Genomic DNA, 18808 nt, shown 5'->3' with positions numbered 1-18808 from the left:
GCCGGATAAGGCGAAGCCGCCATCCGGCACATTAGTAGTTAAGCCAGAATACGCGTACCAATTGGCGTGCCGTTAAACAGCGCCGGGAGTTGCTCTGCATGACGCCAAGAGGCGATATCCACCGGACGACCCAGCGTACGCGCGGCATCCAGCGCCGCATTCACCTTCACGATCATGCCATCGGTAATAATGCCCTGTTCAATCAGCTGTTCCGCTTTCGCTGCTGTCATTTCGGCAATACGCTGGCCTTTGCCATCCAGAATACCGCTCACATCAGAGAGCAGGATCAGATCCGCACCCAGCGTTGCCGCCAGCGCCGTTGCCGCCTGATCGGCATTCACGTTCATCAGCAGCCCATCATCAGTGACGCCAATAGAGCTCACTACCGGCAGAAAGCCGCTTTCCAGCAGCGTGTTAATCAGCTTAGGCGAACCCGGCTGCGCCAGTCCAACATGACCCAGTTCTTTATCGAGCGGCGTCACTTTTACGCTGTCGCCATCGCCAAGATACAGACCCACAGACGCGATGTGATGCTTTTTCGCCCAGGCCAGCAAGGTTTTATTCGCCGTTCCTGCCAGAGCACCGGTAATAATGTCAATTTGATCGGCAGGCGTGACGCGCAGACCATTTTTCTTTTTCACCGGCAGATTCAGCTGCTTCATCAGCTCGTCAACCACACAGCCGCCACCGTGCACAATGACCAGCGAACGCTGGTGCGACTCACGATAATTCACCAGTGCGGTAAACAAGCGCTCCAGCGCCTCTTCACTATCCAGTAAAACGCCGCCCAGCTTGATAATTAATGGATTCATTGTTGCCCCCTTAAATAAGAGACTGCGTTTGGGCAAAGCCAAAACGAATATTTGCGCACTGCATCGCCTGTGCCGCCGCGCCTTTCAATAAGTTGTCTTCCGTCGCCACGACGATCAGGTGTTCACCCTGTACGGCAAACCCGATATCGCAGAACGGTAATCCAACCACATTCTTCAGCGCCGGAACCCCTTTGTCATACAGACGCACCAGCGGTTTATCGCCATACGCCTGTTGCAGCGTCTGAGCCACCTGTGCATGGGTTACGCCCGCCTTAAGGCGGCAAGTGATAGTTTCCAGAATTCCACGCGGGAAGTTACCCAGATGCGGGGTGAAAATCACTTCTGTCCCCAGATGAGTGGCGATTTCCGGCTGATGACGATGGGTAAACACGCCATACGGCTGCAGGCTCACCTCACAAAAGCTGTTGGAGATAGCCGCTTTACGCCCCGCACCGCTCACGCCGCTGGTCGCATTAATTACCGGCCACTGGCTGAGATCCAGCAGCCCGGCATCAATCAACGGTTTCAGCGAAAGCTGCGCCGCCGTCGGGTAACAACCTGGCACAGCAATCAGATTCGCTTCTTTCAGTTTATCCGCGTTCCACTCCGCCAGCCCATAAACGGCCTGCTCCAGCAGCTCAGGATGCTGATGCGTAAAGCCATAATATTTTTCATAGAACGCGCCGTCGTTTACGCGAAACGCGCCCGAAAGGTCAAACACCACGCAACCGGCCTGCAAAAACTGCGGAGCCAGGTCATGACTCACCTCATGAGCCGTTGCGAGGAACACAACATCCACCCCTGCGCTAAACTCGCTGATATCTGACATTGGCTGCAACGGTAAATCGACAATGCCTTTCAACTGCGGATGCAAATCGGAGATTAATTTTCCTGCATCATTGCTTTGCGCTGAGACGGTCAAAGCGGTTATGGTCATATCAGGATGGCGATTTACATAGGTCACAAGCTCTGCGCCGGCATAGCCACTGGCGCCCACAATCAGCGTATTCAACATCGGGGCAGCTCACCTTCTTAGATTCTGTTGCCAGGTATAAGCCTTTATCACCTCACCTTACACTTGGTGGGTTTTATTACGCTCAACGTTAATGTATTTTTATTCACAAATACTGCATGAATATTGATACTATCATGACCCGAGGTGTGTCAACAATGAAAAACAATTTACCGCCATTTATCGAGATTTACCGCGCTCTGATTGCCACGCCATCGATCAGTGCCACCGAAGAAGCGCTCGATCAAAGCAATGCAGGTTTAATCACTCTGCTGGCGGGCTGGTTTAAAGATTTAGGCTTCAATGTGGAGGTCCAACCGGTTCCCGATACGCGAAATAAATTCAATATGCTGGCGAGCATTGGACAGGGCGCTGGCGGCCTGTTGTTGGCGGGCCATACAGATACCGTACCCTTTGACGACGGACGCTGGACGCGCGATCCGTTCACTCTAACCGAGCATGACAATAAGCTGTATGGTTTGGGTACGGCGGATATGAAAGGCTTCTTCGCCTTTATCCTCGACGCGTTGCGTGATGTCGACGTCACGAAACTGAAAAAACCCCTGTACATTCTGGCCACTGCTGACGAAGAGACCAGCATGGCGGGAGCTCGCTACTTCTCTGAAACTACCGCTCTGCGCCCGGACTGCGCGATCATTGGCGAACCCACATCCCTGCAACCGGTGCGCGCGCACAAAGGCCATATCTCTAATGCGATACGCATTCTGGGACAGTCGGGTCATTCAAGCGATCCAGCGCGTGGCGTTAATGCGATTGAACTGATGCATGATGCCATCGGCCATATCATGCATCTGCGCGATGACCTGAAAGCGCGCTATCACCATGATGCCTTTACCGTCCCGTATCCAACGTTAAATTTGGGCCACATCCACGGCGGTGACGCCGCCAACCGAATCTGCGCCTGCTGCGAATTGCATATGGATATTCGCCCGCTACCGGGTATGACGCTAAACGATCTCAATGGGTTACTTAACGAAGCGCTGGCCCCTGTCAGCGAACGTTGGCCGGGTCGCCTGACCGTATCGGAACTGCATCCGCCAATTCCAGGCTATGAGTGCCCACCTGACCATCAACTGGTAGAGGTGGTTGAGAAACTGCTGGGCGCACAGACTGAAGTGGTGAACTATTGCACCGAAGCGCCGTTTATCCAGACGCTTTGCCCAACGCTGGTATTGGGTCCAGGCTCCATTAATCAGGCGCATCAGCCGGATGAGTATCTGGAAACGCGCTTTATTAAGCCAACCCGCGAATTAATCACCCAGGTTGTGCACCATTTCTGCTGGCATTAACTGCTTGTCACCCCGCTAATCCCTTAGTGGTAAGCGGGGCGATTTTTTAACATTTCCATAAGCAACGCTTATTTGATTGGATGTGAATTAAATAACGTAAATTCACGGCATTTATTCGTTTGCTGAACCGATTTCGCAGCAATTGACGTCACGTGTTTTACGTGGCTTTATAAAAGACGGCTAAAAAGTTAAGTCCGCAAGATTTTGCGTGATAGTCAGGCGCGAAAGATACAGGACATATTCAAAATAGATGGGGTGTCTGGGTTAATATGAACGAACAATATTCCGCGTTGCGTAGTAATGTCAGTATGCTCGGCAAAGTGCTGGGAGAGACCATCAAGGATGCGTTGGGAGAGAACATTCTTGATCGCGTAGAAACTATTCGAAAGCTGTCCAAATCATCTCGCGCTGGCAATGAAATTAATCGCCAGGAATTGCTCACCACACTGCAAAATCTGTCTAACGACGAGCTGCTGCCGGTTGCCCGCGCATTTAGCCAGTTCCTGAACCTGGCCAACACCGCCGAGCAGCACCACAGCATTTCGCCAAAAGGCGAAGCCGCCAGCAACCCGGAAGTGATTGCTCGCACTCTGCGTAAACTGAAAGAGCAGCCCAACCTCAATGACGCCACCATCAAGAAAGCCGTAGAATCACTCTCTCTGGAGCTGGTACTCACCGCCCACCCGACCGAGATCACTCGTCGTACGCTGATCCATAAAATGGGTGAAGTGAACGCCTGCCTCAAGCAGCTTGATAACAAAGACCTCGTCGATTATGAACGCAACCAACTGATGCGCCGTCTGCGTCAGCTCATTGCTCAGTCCTGGCATACGGATGAAATCCGCAAACTGCGCCCAAGCCCGGTTGATGAAGCCAAATGGGGATTCGCGGTTGTTGAAAACAGCCTGTGGGAAGGTGTGCCGAACTACCTGCGCGAGCTGAATGAACAACTGGAAGAGCATCTTGGATATAAGCTGCCGGTTGATTTTGTCCCGGTTCGATTTACCTCCTGGATGGGTGGCGACCGTGACGGCAACCCGAACGTAACGGCGGATATCACCCGTCACGTGCTATTGCTCAGCCGCTGGAAAGCGACAGACCTGTTCCTGAAAGACATCCAGTTTCTGATTTCTGAGCTGTCGATGGTGGATGCCACGCCGGAACTGATGGCGCTGGTAGGTGAAGAAGGCGCAGCTGAACCATACCGCTATCTGATGAAAACCCTGCGTTCTCGTCTGATGGCGACCCAGGCCTGGCTTGAAGCCCGTCTGAAAGGCGAGAAATTGCCGAAACCTGCGGGACTTCTCACCCAAAACGAACAGCTCTGGGACCCGCTTTACGCGTGCTACCAGTCTCTACAGGCCTGTGGTATGGGCATCATCGCCAATGGCGAATTGCTCGACACCCTGCGCCGCGTGAAGTGTTTCGGCGTGCCGCTGGTGCGTATTGATATTCGTCAGGAAAGCACACGCCATACTGAAGCCTTGGGCGAACTGACTCGTTATCTGGGCATTGGCGACTACGAAAACTGGTCGGAAGCGGATAAACAGGCTTTCCTGATCCGCGAACTGAATTCCAAGCGTCCGCTCCTGCCGCGTAACTGGGAGCCGAGCAATGACACCCGTGAAGTGCTCGACACCTGTCGGGTCATTGCCGAAGCCCCGTATGGCTCCATTGCCGCCTATGTTATCTCGATGGCGAAAACGCCGTCGGATGTGCTGGCCGTACATCTGCTGCTGAAAGAAGCCGGAATTGGTTTTGCTATGCCGGTCGCTCCGCTATTTGAAACGCTAGACGACCTCAACAATGCCGATGACGTCATGTCCCAGCTTCTGAATATCGACTGGTACCGCGGCTTTATCCAGGGCAAACAGATGGTCATGATTGGCTACTCTGATTCCGCAAAAGACGCGGGCGTGATGGCAGCGTCCTGGGCGCAATACCAGGCTCAGGACGCGCTGATCAAAACCTGCGAAAAAGCCGGTATCGAACTGACGCTGTTCCACGGTCGCGGTGGATCCATTGGTCGCGGCGGCGCGCCTGCGCATGCGGCGCTGCTCTCTCAACCGCCAGGCAGCCTGAAAGGCGGTCTGCGCGTGACAGAACAAGGGGAGATGATCCGCTTTAAGTACGGCCTGCCGGAAGTGACCATCAGCAGCCTGTCGCTGTATACCGGAGCAATTCTGGAGGCCAACCTGTTACCACCGCCAGAACCGAAGGATAACTGGCGTCATATCATGGATGAGCTTTCCGATATTTCCTGCGAGCTATACCGTGGATATGTGCGTGAAAACAAAGACTTCGTCCCTTATTTCCGCTCAGCTACACCGGAGCAGGAACTGGGTAAATTGCCGCTCGGTTCACGTCCGGCAAAACGCCGTCCGACCGGCGGCGTTGAGTCTCTGCGTGCTATACCGTGGATCTTTGCCTGGACGCAGAACCGTCTGATGCTCCCGGCCTGGCTTGGTGCTGGTACCGCGCTGCAAAAAGTGGTTGAAGATGGTAAGCAAAGCGAACTCGAAGCGATGTGCCGCGACTGGCCATTCTTCTCCACACGCCTTGGCATGCTGGAAATGGTTTTCGCGAAAGCAGACCTGTGGCTGGCAGAGTATTACGATCAGCGCCTGGTCAAAAAAGAGCTGTGGCCGCTGGGTGAAGAGCTACGCCAACGCCTGGCAGCAGATATCGATGTCGTACTGGCGATTGCCAACGACTCACATTTGATGGCCGACCTGCCGTGGATTGCCGAGTCCATTCAGTTAAGGAATGTTTATACTGACCCGCTGAACGTCTTACAGGCAGAGTTGTTACACCGCTCACGCCAGGCCGAAGAGCAAGGCCATGAACCGGATCCACGCGTTGAACAAGCGCTGATGGTGACTATCGCTGGTGTTGCAGCCGGTATGCGCAATACGGGCTAACCCCCCCTCCAGCTGTCGCCTTCGTGCTACTGTACGAAGGCGACAGTAAAAACCGCTGTTACAACCACTTCATTTTCAATATATTCCTGCCTGAACATATTCACTACGTGAATATTACAACAGCAAAACACGATCCTGAGATCGTGATGCTTCAGTTCCTCTTAATGTTTAGTCGCTACTCTTGGCGCTACGATTAAAGACAGGCTCACATTATGCAATCCTTACAACTCCAGTCTAAACCCGCCTTTAGCTGGAAAGCCCTGGGTTGGGCGCTCCTCTATTTTTGGTTTTTTTCCTCATTACTGCAGGCCGTTATCTATTTTAGCGGCTATAGCGGATCTACCGGCCTACGCGACTCCCTGCTGTTCAGCTCGCTGTGGTTGATCCCGGTATTTTTATTTCCAAACCGTATCCGCATTATTGCTGCCGTCATTGGCGTAATTCTATGGGCGGCCTCGCTGGCAGCTCTGAGCTATTACGTCATTTACGGGCAAGAGTTCTCGCAAAGCGTTCTGTACGTAATGTTTGAAACCAATGCGAACGAAGCCAGCGAGTACCTGAGTCAATACTTCAGCCTGAAGATCGTCTTAATTGCGCTGGCATATACAGCAATGGCAATTCTGCTATGGACACGTTTGCGTCCGGTACATATTCCATCACCCTGGCGCTATCTGGTGTCGTTTGCACTGTTATACGGATTGATTCTGCATCCGATGACAGTGAACACATTTATCAAACATAAGCCGTTTGAAAAAACGTTGGATGGCCTTGCTTCACGTATGGAGCCCGCCGCGCCGTGGCAATTCATCTCCGGGTATTATCAATATCGTCAGCAGTTGACCTCGCTCAATAGCCTGCTGAATGAGAACAATGCCCTGCCGCCGCTGGCCAACTTTAAAGACAGTTCAGGTGACGCACCGCGTACGCTGGTACTGGTGATTGGTGAGTCAACGCAACGTGGCCGCATGAGCCTGTATGGCTACCCGCGTGAAACGACGCCAGAACTGGATGCGCTGCATAAATTCGATCCCAACTTCACCGTATTCAATAATGTCGTGACTTCCCGTCCGTACACCATTGAAATCCTGCAGCAGGCGCTGACCTTCGCTAACGAGAAGAACCCGGATCTGTATCTGACTCAGCCGTCCCTGATGAACATGATGAAACAGGCGGGTTATAAAACCTTCTGGATCACTAATCAGCAGACGATGACCGCCCGCAACACCATGCTGACGGTGTTCTCTAAGCAGACGGATAAACAGTTCTATATGAACCAGCAGCGTACGCAAAGTGCGCGCGAATATGACAGCAACGTGCTGGCGCCATTTAAAGAAGTCCTGGCCGACCCGGCACCGAAAAAGTTCATCATCGTGCATCTGCTGGGTACGCATATTAAGTACAAATTCCGCTATCCGGATGGCCAGGGTAAGTTCGATAATAATATCGACCATGTTCCCGCAGGCCTGAGTAACGATGAGCTGGAAGCCTACAACGATTACGACAGCGCGAATGTTTATAACGATCATATTATTGCCAGCCTGATCAAAGACTATAAAGCGACCGATCCGAACGGCTTCCTGCTGTACTTCTCCGATCATGGCGAAGAGGTTTACGATACGCCACCGCACAAAACGCAGGGTCGTAATGAAGACAATCCAACGCGTCATATGTACACGGTGCCGTTCCTGTTGTGGACTTCGGAAAAATGGCAGGCCGCGCACCCGCGCGACTTCTCACAGGATGTGAATCGTAAATACAGCAGCTCAGAGCTTATCCATACATGGTCTGACTTAGCGGGCTTCACCTACGATGGCTTCGATCCAACTCGCGCCATTACCAGTCCGCAGTTCAAAGAGACAACCCGCTGGATTGGCAATCCGTACAAGAAAAATGCCCTGATAGATTACGATTCCCTGCCTTACGGCGATCAAATCGGTAATCAATAACCGTCTGCCGGATGCGCTACGCTTATCCGGCCTACAGCTCGCAAAGACTTGTAGGCCGGATATGGCATTAGCCGCCATCCGGCAATAATCACTTGAGGGCGATTGTTTTCAACGTTACTGTTTCCCTGTCTGCTGCCTGCAAGGGATTAACATGTATCACGACGTTAGCCATCTTCTCTCCCGCCTGATTAACAGCCCCACGCCGCTGCGACAGATTTATTTCGCCAGCACCAATAGCGCAACGCCGGAACGGGCGTATCAGGTCGATTTTCCCCGGCTGGAAATTGTGCTGGAAGGTGAATTTGCGGATTCTGGCATCGATAAGGTGCTTACCCCCGGCGATGTCTTGTTTGTTCCGGCTGGCGGCTGGAATATTCCGCAGTGGGTCACACCGGTCACGACACTCAGCATTCTGTTCGGCAAACAGCAACTGGGTTTCAGCGTTGTCCAATGGGACGGCAAGCAATATCAAAACCTTACCCACCAGCACGTCGCTCGGCGCGGACCGCGTATCGGCTCTTTTCTGCTGCAAACGCTCCATGAGATGCAAATGCAGCCGCAGGAGCAGCAAACGGCCAGGCTAATTGTTGCGAGCTTGCTGAGCCACTGTCGCGATCTGCTCGGCAGCCAGATCCAAACCGCATCACGTAGTCAGGCGCTTTTCGACGCCATTCGCGGCTATATTGACGAACGCTACGCTTCACCACTCACCCGTGAATCCGTCGCACAGGCGTTTTACATTTCACCTAATTACCTCTCCCACCTGTTTCAAAAAACGGGCGCTATCGGTTTTAACGAATACCTGAACCACACGCGACTGGAACACGCAAAAACGCTGTTAAAGGGTTACGAGCTGAAGATCAAAGACGTGGCGCACACCTGTGGGTTTATTGACAGCAACTACTTCTGCCGCCTGTTTCGCAAGAATACTGAACGTTCGCCGTCAGAGTATCGTCGGCAGTATCACAGCCAGTTGACGGAGAAAAAAACTGACCAGTAATAATCGCATACTGGGACAGAAAACGGAGACAAAGGTAACATTTACTGGATTTTTGTATTATCAAAAAACATATACCAGCACATATCACTTACATGTGAAGTATCTCTCACTTTTATAGACATATTACATTTATCCAGCTTTTGACAGATTTGTCAGATAGCACTGCGTGACGAAACACTCTTATCCTGTGCATAGCAAAGCAACCCGGCAACGGGCAGCTAACGGAAAACGTAGAGGGTGTTTTTGTATGGAACTTTATCTTGATACCGCCAACGTCGCGGAAGTCGAACGTCTGGCCCGCATCTTCCCTATCGCTGGCGTCACCACCAACCCAAGCATTGTGGCAGCAAGCAAAGAATCCATCTGGGATGTGCTGCCACGCCTGCAGAACGCCATTGGCAAAGAGGGCATTCTGTTTGCCCAGACCATGAGCCGGGATGCGCAGGGCATGGTGGAAGAAGCTAAACGCCTGAGCAATGCGGTGCCCGGTCTGGTAGTGAAAATCCCGGTGACATCCGAAGGTCTGGCCGCGATCAAGATGCTGAAAAAAGAGGGTATCACCACGCTGGGAACCGCCGTTTACAGTGCTTCTCAGGGGCTACTGGCTGCGCTGGCAGGAGCGAAATATATCGCGCCTTACGTTAACCGTATCGACGCGCAGGGCGGCGACGGGATTCGCACAGTACAGGAACTGCAAACATTGCTGGAACTGCATGCACCGAACAGCATGGTACTGGCGGCCAGCTTTAAAACTCCACGTCAGGCGCTGGATTGCTTGCTGGCAGGATGTGAAGCAATCACCCTACCATTAGACGTAGCGCAACAAATGCTCAATACCCCTGCGGTAGAGTCAGCAATAGAGAAGTTTGAGCAGGACTGGAACAACGCATTTGGTCACATCAACCTGTGAGGGAAATAAAGTATGGATCGCATTATTCAATCACCTGGTAAGTACATCCAGGGTGCTGATGTTATTACCCGTCTTGGCAGCTACCTCAAACCACTGGCAGAGCGCTGGCTGGTCGTTGGAGACAAGTTTGTCTTAGGCTTTGCCCAGGGTGCACTGGAAAAAAGCTTCCAGGATGCCGGACTGGCGCTGGAGATTGCACCGTTTGGCGGCGAATGTTCACAAAACGAAATCGACCGTCTGCGCGTCGTAGCGGAAAAAGCGCAGTGTGCGGCAGTACTTGGTATTGGTGGCGGTAAAACGCTGGATACCGCCAAAGCGCTGGCGCACTTTATGGGCGTGCCTGTCGCCATTGCGCCAACCATCGCCTCTACAGATGCGCCGTGCAGCGCGCTGTCCGTCATTTACACCGATGCCGGTGAATTCGATCGCTATCTGCTGCTGCCCAATAACCCGGACAGGGTCATTGTTGATACCAAAATTGTCGCGGGCGCACCGGCGCGTCTGTTAGCTGCGGGTATTGGCGATGCGCTGGCGACCTGGTTCGAAGCGCGTGCCTGTTCACGCAGCGGCGCAACCACCATGGCGGGCGGTCAGTGTACTCAGGCGGCGCTGGCGCTGGCAGAGCTGTGCTTTAATACGCTGATCGAAGAAGGTGAAAAAGCGATGCTGGCTGCAGAGCAGCACGTGGTTACACCAGCACTGGAGCGCATTATTGAAGCCAACACCTATCTGAGTGGCGTCGGTTTTGAAAGCGGTGGTCTGGCAGCGGCTCACGCCATTCATAACGGTCTGACCGCAATCCCGGATGCACATCATTATTACCACGGCGAGAAAGTGGCTTTCGGTACGCTGACGCAGTTGGTGCTGGAAAACGCGCCGGTCGATGAAATTGAAACCGTTGCCGCGCTGTGCCATTCCGTTGGCTTGCCGATTACCCTGGCACAACTGGATATCAAACAGGATATTCAGGCGAAAATGCGCATTGTGGCTGAGGCAGCCTGTGCCGAAGGCGAAACCATCCACAACATGCCTGGCGGCGCAACGCCGGACCAGGTGTATGCCGCCCTGCTTGTGGCTGACCAGTACGGTCAACGTTACCTGCAAGAGTGGGAATAACCTGCAAATAGAAAATCCCCGCAAATGCGGGGATTTTTTTATTCCTACCATGCCGGACCCGCGCAAGCGGCATCCGGCATTGTCTGTTACAGCAGATCGAAACGATCCAGGTTCATCACTTTCACCCATGCGGCCACGAAATCTCTCACGAACTTCTCGTGGGCATCGCTGCAGGCATAAACTTCAGCCACTGCGCGCAGTACAGAGTTAGAACCAAATACCAGATCGGCGCGGGTTGCGGTGTATTTTACTTCGCCGCTCAGACGGTCACGACCTTCAAACAGCTCTTGTGACTCATCAACCGCCTTCCACTCATGGCGCATATCCAGCAGATTGACGAAGAAGTCAGTGCTGAGTACGCCTGGACGATCGGTAAAGACACCGTGCTGGCTACCATCAAAGTTGGTGCCCAGTACGCGCATACCGCCCACCAGCACTGTCATTTCCGGTGCGGTTAGCGTCAGCTGCTGTGCTTTATCGATCAGCAGCGACTCGGTGGTCGATACGTCAGGACGGGCGCGGTAGTTACGGAAGCCATCGGCGATTGGCTCAAGCAGTTCAAACATCTCAATATCCGTTTGATCCTGGCGCGCATCCACGCGGCCCGGCGCAAAAGGTACCTTAATGCTGACACCCGCAGCACTTGCCGCCTGCTCGATACCGACAACACCTGCCAGCACGATAATATCGGCCAACGAGGCGGTATGAGCAGACTTATAAATCCCTTCCAGCACAGGCAGAACGCGTGCTGCGGTGGCATTCACATCCCAGCCGCGCTGTGGATCCAGCGCCAGACGCGCACCGTTAGCGCCGCCACGTTTATCCCCACCGCGGAAAGTCGATGCCGACGCCCATGCTACCGATACCAGTTCGCCCACGGACAGCCCGGAAGCGGCGATGGTCGCCTTCAGCTTCAGGATATCTTCTTCGCTTGGGTTGAAGAACGCATGCGGCAGCGGGTCTTGCCAAATCAAATCTTCTTTTGGCACTTCCGGTCCGATGTAACGCGCTTTTGGCCCCATATCACGGTGCGTCAGTTTAAACCACGCACGAGCAAACGCTTCGTTGAACGCCTGCGGATCGTTCAGGAAACGGCGGGAGATTTTCTCGAACTCAGGATCGAAACGCAGCGTCAGGTCGGTAACCAGCATCGTCGGCTTACGTTTTTTCGATGGATCAAACGGATCAGGAATAATTTCTGGCGCGTCAACCGCTTCAAACTGAATAGCGCCTGCCGGACTGCGGGTTTGTACCCACTCGTATTTGAACAGGTTCTCGAAGAAATAGTTGCTCCATTGGGTTGGCGTCTGCGTCCAGACCACTTCCAGACCGGATGTAATGGCATCCGCGCCCGCGCCGCTGCCGTAGCTGCTCGCCCAGCCCAGGCCTTGTGCTTCAATCGGTGCGGATTCAGGATCGGCGCCTACGTGCGAAGCCGGTGCAGCGCCGTGGGTTTTGCCCAACGTATGACCACCGCCAATCAGCGCCACGGTTTCTTCGTCGTTCATACCCATATTACCGAAGGTCGCGCGAATAGCCGCTGCCGCTGAAAGCGGTTCGCCGCTATGGTCCGGCCCTTCCGGGTTCACATAGATAAGGCCCATCTCGGTTGCGCCCAACGGCGCTTTGGCCAGTTCTTCCGGGTGACGGTGAGTCAGCCAGGCTTTTTCATCACCCCAGTTTACGTCGAGATCCGGTTCCCAAACATCTTCACGACCAGCACCAAAGCCGAAGGTGCGGAAGCCTGAGTTTTCCAGCGCCACGTTACCCGCGAGGATAAACAGGTCGGCCCAGGAAATTTTCTGGCCATATTTCTGCTTGATTGGCCACAGCAGACGACGCGCTTTATCCAGGCTGACGTTATCCGGCCAGGAGTTCAGTGGTGCAAAACGCTGCTGTCCGCGACCCGCGCCACCGCGTCCATCGATGGAGCGATAGGTCCCTGCACCGTGCCATGCCATGCGGATAAACAATCCAGCATAGGTTCCCCAGTCAGCGGGCCACCACGGTTGAGATTCGGACAGAAGGGCTCTGAGATCCCCTTTCAGGGCAGAGTAGTCGAGTTTGCTAAACTCTTTGCGGTAGTCGAAGTCCTCACCCAGCGGGTTAGAACGGTTGGAATGTTGGTTTAAAAGATCAACGCGCAGTTGATTTGGCCACCAGTCGCGGTTGTTCGTTCCTGCTCCCGCGCTCTGGTCGTGACCGCCCTGATGAAAAGGACACTTACCGGCAGTTGATGTGTTCTGGCTATCGTCGGACATGCTCATCTATATGCTCCCTTTACAGTGTTCTGACTACGATATACACCACCAGTGATAAGATATAGTCGAAATAACCCACAGATTCGATAGCTAATTCCTTTTATATTTTACGTTACAGAGATGTAGATCAAAATGATCAACAAAAAGCCCTCCGTAGAGGGCTGGGATCTGTTTAGTTCGGTCTTACACCCAGTGTGTGACAAATAGCGTAGCTCATCTCGGCACGATTAAGGGTATAGAAGTGAAAATCTTTCACCCCTTCGCGGCTGAGAATCTTCACCATGTCCATGGCGATATTAGCGCCCACCAGCTTGCGGGTTTCCGCGTCATCATCCAGACCATCAAACATGGTCGACATCCACGCCGGAATGCGGACGTTGGTCATGTCGGCAAATTTTTTCGCCTGCTTAAAGTTGGAGACTGGCAGGATACCCGGAATAATTTCCACATCGATACCCGCAGACACGCAGCGATCGCGAAAACGCAGATAGCTTTCTACATCGAAGAAGAACTGGGTAATCGCACGGTTCGCACCGGCATCAACCTTACGCTTCAGGTTCAGCAGATCGGCCTGAGCGCTCTTCGCTTCCGGGTGCACTTCCGGGTAAGCCGCAACGGAGATATCAAAGTCTGCAACGTCTTTCAGTAGCGTCACCAGGTCAGAAGCATACATATCCGGTTTACCGCTTCCCGGCGGCAGGTCACCGCGCAGGGCAACAATATGACGAATACCGTTGTTCCAGTAGTCCTGAGCAATAGTCCGCAGCTCATCGCGGGTTGCATCAATACAGGTCAGGTGCGGAGCCGCTTCAAGGCCAGTGCGATCCTTAATGCCTTTAATAATGCTGTGCGTACGGTCGCGCTCACCAGAGTTTGCACCGTAAGTGACTGAAACAAACTTCGGCTTCAGGCTGCTCAGGCGATCGATGGAGTTCCACAGGGTTTGCTCCATTTCACTGGTGCGCGGCGGGAAAAACTCAAATGAAACGTTAATCTGACCGGCAACTTCTGCCAGGCTCTGATTCAGGGCTTCCCGCTGGTTGGCGTGAAAAAAGCTCATACCTTACCTCATCAATCTTTTGTCGTTATATGTTGTGTTGTGAACTGCTATACGTTTAGACGTCTAGATGTAAAAATGACGGAAAAGCATGCTGGCGTCAACACAAAAATCATCGCTAAAGGTGAGGAATACTCAGCCAACGTGAAAAAAATTCACATCAGTCTGAATTGATGAGGGATTGCGCCATGACCGTCTGCAGCCATGCTAATTTTTTTACGTTTTCAGGCAGCATCAGCAACCCCGTGCTAATACGCAATTCGGTATCGGTAAGCGGCAGGAATATCACCCCCCGACGTTGGATAGCGGAAAAGGAGGCCGGAAGTAGGCTCAGACCTTCACTCTGCGCAATCCGCGCCAACAACACGTCATGTTCCAGCGGTTCTTCAATACAGGCAGGAGAGTAACCAGCATGACTAAAAATATGTCGGGTGTAATCAAAAAAGGCGGGGTTACGTTCACGTTTGAACCAGAACAGTGGTCGGTGGCTCAGCGACATTAACGAGAGCGAAGGCAGCGCCGCCTCTGGCCAGAGCGCGGGTAAGGCGACGATCAACGATTCTTGCCAGCCGAGCGGCGTGACGCTAAGCCCCGAAGTCTCAAGCGGTAACGCCACCAGCGCGGCATCCAGCTTTCCACGACGCACCAGACGCGCGAGTTCAGGCGAACCATGACGGACAATATGTCGCTTCTGCACATGCGTAGTCAGCTGTGACTCAAGCGCCGCAAAAACGCCCTGTTCAAACGCCGTGCTTAACCCTAAGCGCAGAGATGGCTCCCTGATTTGCGTTAATTGACTCAACGCAGCGTAGGTTTTGTCCTGGAGATCAAGCAGCGGGCGCACCATTTCAAGTACGTGCTGGCCGTCCTCCGTCAGCGTTAATCCACGGGTATGACGGACAAACAGCGTGACCCCCAGGCGCTCTTCAAGCTGGCGAATGTGGCGGCTCAACGGTGGCTGCGACATAAACAAGCGCTGCGCAGCCCGGCTCATATTGTTCTCTTCCGCTACTACGGAAAAGTAGCGCAGTAGACGAATATCCAGAGAGTGTAATGGCGATGTTGTCATACCGAAAAGGTATCACGGAAACGGTATTATCCAAATCATTCTACGCCCCCTATTCTCTCGCCATACGCCACACTTACGAGGGAAAAATCATGGAATCAGAACGTTTTATTACCGGCCAGAAAATGCTGCAACAGGTAGATGGTAAAGGGGGAGAGGCCGTCGTTGAGAGCCTGAAGGATATCGCGCCGGATTTTGCCCGCTACCTGCTGGAATTTCCGTTTGGCGACATCTATGCACGTCCAGGTCTGGACCTGCGCAGCCGAGAAATTGCCACTGTCGCCGCTTTAACGGCAATGGGCAATGCCGCCCCGCAGTTGAAAGTGCATATTGGCGCGGCATTACACGTTGGTTTAACGCAGGATGAGATCGTTGAAGTGATTATGCAGATGGCCGTATATGCCGGCTTCCCTGCCGCACTCAATGGTTTGTTCGCCGCGAAAGAGGTGTTTGCCTCTCACAGAGGCTAAAACAACAGGCCAGCGGATTGTCTGCTGGCCTGAGCTCACTATGGTTTCACATCTGCCACACGCATGCCTTTAAGCTGCTCATCCGTCAGCGTATTTCCCGCCTTGAAATAGTCAACGACAGCATTAGAGACATAGTAACCTCCGGAGGTATTTCGCGCTTTTCCTTCGGTAAATGCCGTAAAACCATCACCGCCGTCTGCCAGGAAGCTATTGGTGGCAATGTGATAAACCGTGGCATCCTCAATCGGTTTACCGTTTAACGTTAGTACGGTGACGCGCTGACCGACTGGTTTACTGCTGTCATACTTCATCTCCAGTCCTTTGGACACCTGCAATACACCGTTGCTTAAACCCGCGCCGTGCTCCATCAGGCTACGCAACTGTTTACCGGTGAGATCCATTGTTGCCAGCTCGTTGGGGAACGGGAAGGTGCTAATGACTGCACCCATCGTGATAGCACCTGCTGGGATTTCATTACGGATACCGCCCGAATTAGTGAGCGCTAATTGAGTATCTTTACCTGCCGCCACCAGCAACGCATCCGCCGCCAGATTGCCCAACGAAGAAGATTCACCGTAAGCACGCGTCAGCTCAACCGGAGAGTTTGCAACCGTCTGTTGTACCACCTTATCAAGCTTTTTATTCCAGCCATCAATGACCTGTTTCGTCTGCGGGTCTGGCTGCCACTCATCAGCATAAATGGTCTTCAGCTCGAAGTTCTTCACGGTAAATTGATGCGGTTTCTGCTGATAATCCAGCACCAGTTTACCCACATCAATACCGCCGCTGTCGGTAGAAAGAATCAGAGTGTTACCGACTTTAATCGGCTCCGGCGTGCCCACATGCGCATGGCCGGTAATCAGGATATCCAGCCCCTTTACCTGACCTGCGGTCTGGATGTCTTTATCCAATGCACGGCGCACATCTGTACTTCCCTGGCTAGACTGACGCGCTGGCGTACCTTCATGGATCAGCGCCACAGTGAGATCGGCTTTACCTTTAAGCTCATCGATATAGCGTTGCAACCACTTCACTTCATCCCGCGCTTCAATACCGACACGTGTCGCAGCAGAAACCGTATCATCAAAAGCAAACACGCCGTGCAGGCCAATCACACCAATCTTCACGCCATCTTTTTCAATAATGGTGTAAGGCTTATCCCAGAACATTTTGCTGCTGTTCTGATAAAAGATATTACCCTGCACGATGGGGAATTTCGCCTGACTCAGTTGTAGTAGCGTGTTATCCCAACCGTGATCGAATTCATGATTACCCATGGTTACAGCATCAAAATTCATGGTGTTCATGATATCGATAATCGCCTTACCCTTGGTCAGGCTGCTGATATACGGCCCGGTAAAATAATCACCGGCATCAAAAAACCAGGTGGCGCTATTTTTCGTTTTTTCCTGCTTCACCATCGTCGTGATATTAGCCCAACCACCAATATCACGCGTGCCATTAGCAATCCATGGGACTTTATAAGGTTCAACGTGGGCGTGAAGATCGTTGGTATAGATAATCGTGACATCTTTGGCACTCGCCCAAAGCGGCAACGATACCAGAACACCAACAGCAAGCATTTTTAACTTCATAATCAATCCCTTTCAGTCATATAAAGAATCGCTACGTTACGTTCTGAAAGGTTTTTTTATGTGAGAAAACTCACATCCACTGGTGATAGTCGCGAGTCAAAATCAACGACCATTAAAAATCGTTGGTAATACGATGACGTCACTGTTCACCATCAATTGCTGTAAGTCCTTCGGCTGTAAAAATCTGGGGCTGGCGAGCTCACCAGATTACAGCTGGCCCGAGTATCGGTTGGGTTATGCTGCGCTGCATTGCCGGGCATGCGGCAGCTATCCCCCGCTGTTTAATGAGGAACAGTTTGGTGGGTGGTTGTCAGCATATTTAACGGATTTTGCCGCCCAAAGCGGTCATTTTTGCCCACGATGTTATCAGCGGGAAACCATCCTCTATGGGCATAATCCTCAGGGCAGCCAACGCGTTCAGTGCCGGAGCTGCAAACATGTCTGGACACCAAAGCAGCAGCCGCTCACCACCATTGTTCCACCAGAACAAATAGCGACGGTTCCCTTAATCGTCCCTTTTCAGGGAGCCTGCACCGACCAGAAACTTTATGTATTACTCAGTTTTGACGCTATTCGCGGCAATATTTTGCATATTTCCAGTAATTTCACGCCCCATCTCGTAGGGGATACATTACGATACCGCTGGCGTAACAACGTTGAACCCGCGGTCATTCATGACAATATCGTTGAACGAGTAAGACAGAGGGAAACCCTGTTTTTACGCCGCAGCCAGTTTGATGAAATCCAGTACGGCAGTGCCATGCTCAAACGAAATGCCAATGGCGCAGTTTTACGCCCGGTCATTACCGCGCACGGACATTTCCGCATACTGAGCCATCTCTGGCCTGAGGTAAAAACGCACATTATTGCCCACGAATGTTTTCTGCGCGGCGCAGCGATTACCGCATGGGCGCAGCAATATCGCGATCATCACGCTTCGCTTTGGTTTATTGATGAAGAGATCAATAGCGATAAGTGCACACTGCCCTGGCGATTGCTGGGTAAAACCTGGCAGGGGTGGTGGCAAAACCAGTGGCAAATTTGGCAACAAGGCGACACACGCAAAATGGTGTGTCTGTTAACGGAGGGTCAGGTTGAAAAAGGGGCGTCAATCACACTGGCGGCAGGCCACCATTTTCTCGTCTGGTTACAGCAGCAGGCGGAGTTTCGGGATAGCGCCCGTTACTCGGCTCATTCGGTGTTTCAGACGATAAGGACGCTGGCAGATAAATACAACGCCTTGAATTTGCCCGGTGGCGCTACCGCTTACCGGGCCTACGGTTCATGCCATATGTAGGCCGGATAAGCGTAAGCGCCATCCGGCAACACAAA

At 52.7% G+C, this 18808-nt stretch carries 14 protein-coding genes; 8 read left to right on the top strand and 6 right to left on the bottom strand.

All coding sequences use genetic code 11. From position 1 onward, the window contains the following. Positions 1–38: 38 nt before the first annotated feature. Complete coding sequence (argB, locus tag OGX67_RS01080; protein WP_213758330.1) at positions 39–812, bottom strand: acetylglutamate kinase; 774 nt, start codon at positions 810–812, stop codon at positions 39–41. Positions 813–822: 10 nt separating this feature from the next. Then, positions 823–1827, bottom strand: a complete 1005-nt coding sequence (argC, locus tag OGX67_RS01075) for an N-acetyl-gamma-glutamyl-phosphate reductase (protein WP_008323185.1) — start codon at positions 1825–1827, stop codon at positions 823–825. Positions 1828–1982: 155 nt separating this feature from the next. Here argC and argE point away from each other — a divergent pair, with 155 nt between their 5' ends. From argE to gldA, 6 genes are all read left to right on the top strand, one after another. Continuing rightward, positions 1983–3134 carry an acetylornithine deacetylase gene (gene argE, locus OGX67_RS01070; RefSeq protein WP_003028848.1) on the top strand — a complete coding sequence of 384 codons (1152 nt, stop codon included), beginning with the start codon at positions 1983–1985 and terminating at the stop codon, positions 3132–3134. 269 nt (positions 3135–3403) lie between these two features. Next, a complete protein-coding gene (gene ppc, locus OGX67_RS01065; protein WP_032938423.1) occupies positions 3404–6055 on the top strand; it encodes a phosphoenolpyruvate carboxylase in 2652 nt (883 codons plus the stop codon). A gap of 212 nt (positions 6056–6267) precedes the next feature. Then, entirely contained in the window at positions 6268–8001 is a 1734-nt protein-coding gene (locus OGX67_RS01060; RefSeq protein WP_257651918.1) for a phosphoethanolamine transferase CptA, read from the top strand. 151 nt (positions 8002–8152) lie between these two features. Further along, a complete protein-coding gene (locus tag OGX67_RS01055) occupies positions 8153–9001 on the top strand; it encodes an AraC family transcriptional regulator (RefSeq protein WP_257651919.1) in 849 nt (282 codons plus the stop codon). A gap of 247 nt (positions 9002–9248) precedes the next feature. Then, entirely contained in the window at positions 9249–9911 is a 663-nt protein-coding gene (gene fsa, locus OGX67_RS01050; RefSeq protein WP_016151282.1) for a fructose-6-phosphate aldolase, read from the top strand. A 12-nt stretch (positions 9912–9923) separates the two neighbouring features. Next, on the top strand, positions 9924–11027 hold the full coding sequence (gldA, locus tag OGX67_RS01045; protein WP_016151281.1) for a bifunctional L-1,2-propanediol dehydrogenase/glycerol dehydrogenase: 1104 nt from the start codon (positions 9924–9926) through the stop codon (positions 11025–11027). Between the two features lie 86 nt (positions 11028–11113). Here gldA and katG read toward each other — a convergent pair whose 3' ends face one another. From katG to OGX67_RS01030, 3 genes are all read right to left on the bottom strand, one after another. Beyond that, positions 11114–13294: a catalase/peroxidase HPI gene (gene katG, locus OGX67_RS01040; RefSeq protein ID WP_003028832.1), complete on the bottom strand. Its 2181-nt coding sequence runs from the start codon at positions 13292–13294 to the stop codon at positions 11114–11116. A 166-nt stretch (positions 13295–13460) separates the two neighbouring features. Further along, the gene (gene metF / locus OGX67_RS01035; RefSeq protein ID WP_003028830.1) at positions 13461–14348 is read right to left on the bottom strand and encodes a methylenetetrahydrofolate reductase; all 888 of its coding nucleotides are present in this window, start codon (positions 14346–14348) and stop codon (positions 13461–13463) included. A 157-nt stretch (positions 14349–14505) separates the two neighbouring features. Beyond that, the gene (locus OGX67_RS01030) at positions 14506–15414 is read right to left on the bottom strand and encodes a LysR family transcriptional regulator (protein ID WP_257651920.1); all 909 of its coding nucleotides are present in this window, start codon (positions 15412–15414) and stop codon (positions 14506–14508) included. An 89-nt stretch (positions 15415–15503) separates the two neighbouring features. Between OGX67_RS01030 and OGX67_RS01025 the strand changes: the two genes are divergently transcribed. Then, positions 15504–15881 (top strand): carboxymuconolactone decarboxylase family protein, encoded by a 378-nt coding sequence (locus OGX67_RS01025; protein ID WP_003028825.1) that lies wholly within the window; start codon positions 15504–15506, stop codon positions 15879–15881. A gap of 38 nt (positions 15882–15919) precedes the next feature. Here OGX67_RS01025 and OGX67_RS01020 read toward each other — a convergent pair whose 3' ends face one another. Beyond that, positions 15920–17476: a bifunctional metallophosphatase/5'-nucleotidase gene (locus OGX67_RS01020; RefSeq protein WP_286525661.1), complete on the bottom strand. Its 1557-nt coding sequence runs from the start codon at positions 17474–17476 to the stop codon at positions 15920–15922. Between the two features lie 133 nt (positions 17477–17609). On the opposite strand from OGX67_RS01020, the gene OGX67_RS01015 reads away from it, so the two are divergent. Further along, complete coding sequence (locus OGX67_RS01015) at positions 17610–18773, top strand: cytoplasmic protein (RefSeq protein WP_257651921.1); 1164 nt, start codon at positions 17610–17612, stop codon at positions 18771–18773. Positions 18774–18808: the final 35 nt, after the last annotated feature.

Origin of the sequence: Citrobacter sp. Cf118 (assembly GCF_030334095.1) — a bacterium.
Lineage (GTDB): Bacteria > Pseudomonadota > Gammaproteobacteria > Enterobacterales > Enterobacteriaceae > Citrobacter > Citrobacter freundii.
The sequence above is the reverse complement of the archived record's forward strand: the minus strand, read 5'-3'. Positions and strand labels throughout refer to the sequence as shown.

What these genes read in the sequence shown, in the direction of transcription:
- argB (WP_213758330.1), bottom strand. Translation starts at nt 812, where the DNA reads ATGAATCCATTAATTATCAAGCTGGGCGGCGTTTTACTGGATAGTGAA.
- argC (WP_008323185.1), bottom strand. Translation starts at nt 1,827, where the DNA reads ATGTTGAATACGCTGATTGTGGGCGCCAGTGGCTATGCCGGCGCAGAG.
- argE (WP_003028848.1), top strand. Translation starts at nt 1,983, where the DNA reads ATGAAAAACAATTTACCGCCATTTATCGAGATTTACCGCGCTCTGATT.
- ppc (WP_032938423.1), top strand. Translation starts at nt 3,404, where the DNA reads ATGAACGAACAATATTCCGCGTTGCGTAGTAATGTCAGTATGCTCGGC.
- OGX67_RS01060 (WP_257651918.1), top strand. Translation starts at nt 6,268, where the DNA reads ATGCAATCCTTACAACTCCAGTCTAAACCCGCCTTTAGCTGGAAAGCC.
- OGX67_RS01055 (WP_257651919.1), top strand. Translation starts at nt 8,153, where the DNA reads ATGTATCACGACGTTAGCCATCTTCTCTCCCGCCTGATTAACAGCCCC.
- fsa (WP_016151282.1), top strand. Translation starts at nt 9,249, where the DNA reads ATGGAACTTTATCTTGATACCGCCAACGTCGCGGAAGTCGAACGTCTG.
- gldA (WP_016151281.1), top strand. Translation starts at nt 9,924, where the DNA reads ATGGATCGCATTATTCAATCACCTGGTAAGTACATCCAGGGTGCTGAT.
- katG (WP_003028832.1), bottom strand. Translation starts at nt 13,294, where the DNA reads ATGAGCATGTCCGACGATAGCCAGAACACATCAACTGCCGGTAAGTGT.
- metF (WP_003028830.1), bottom strand. Translation starts at nt 14,348, where the DNA reads ATGAGCTTTTTTCACGCCAACCAGCGGGAAGCCCTGAATCAGAGCCTG.
- OGX67_RS01030 (WP_257651920.1), bottom strand. Translation starts at nt 15,414, where the DNA reads ATGACAACATCGCCATTACACTCTCTGGATATTCGTCTACTGCGCTAC.
- OGX67_RS01025 (WP_003028825.1), top strand. Translation starts at nt 15,504, where the DNA reads ATGGAATCAGAACGTTTTATTACCGGCCAGAAAATGCTGCAACAGGTA.
- OGX67_RS01020 (WP_286525661.1), bottom strand. Translation starts at nt 17,476, where the DNA reads ATGAAGTTAAAAATGCTTGCTGTTGGTGTTCTGGTATCGTTGCCGCTT.
- OGX67_RS01015 (WP_257651921.1), top strand. Translation starts at nt 17,610, where the DNA reads ATGACGTCACTGTTCACCATCAATTGCTGTAAGTCCTTCGGCTGTAAA.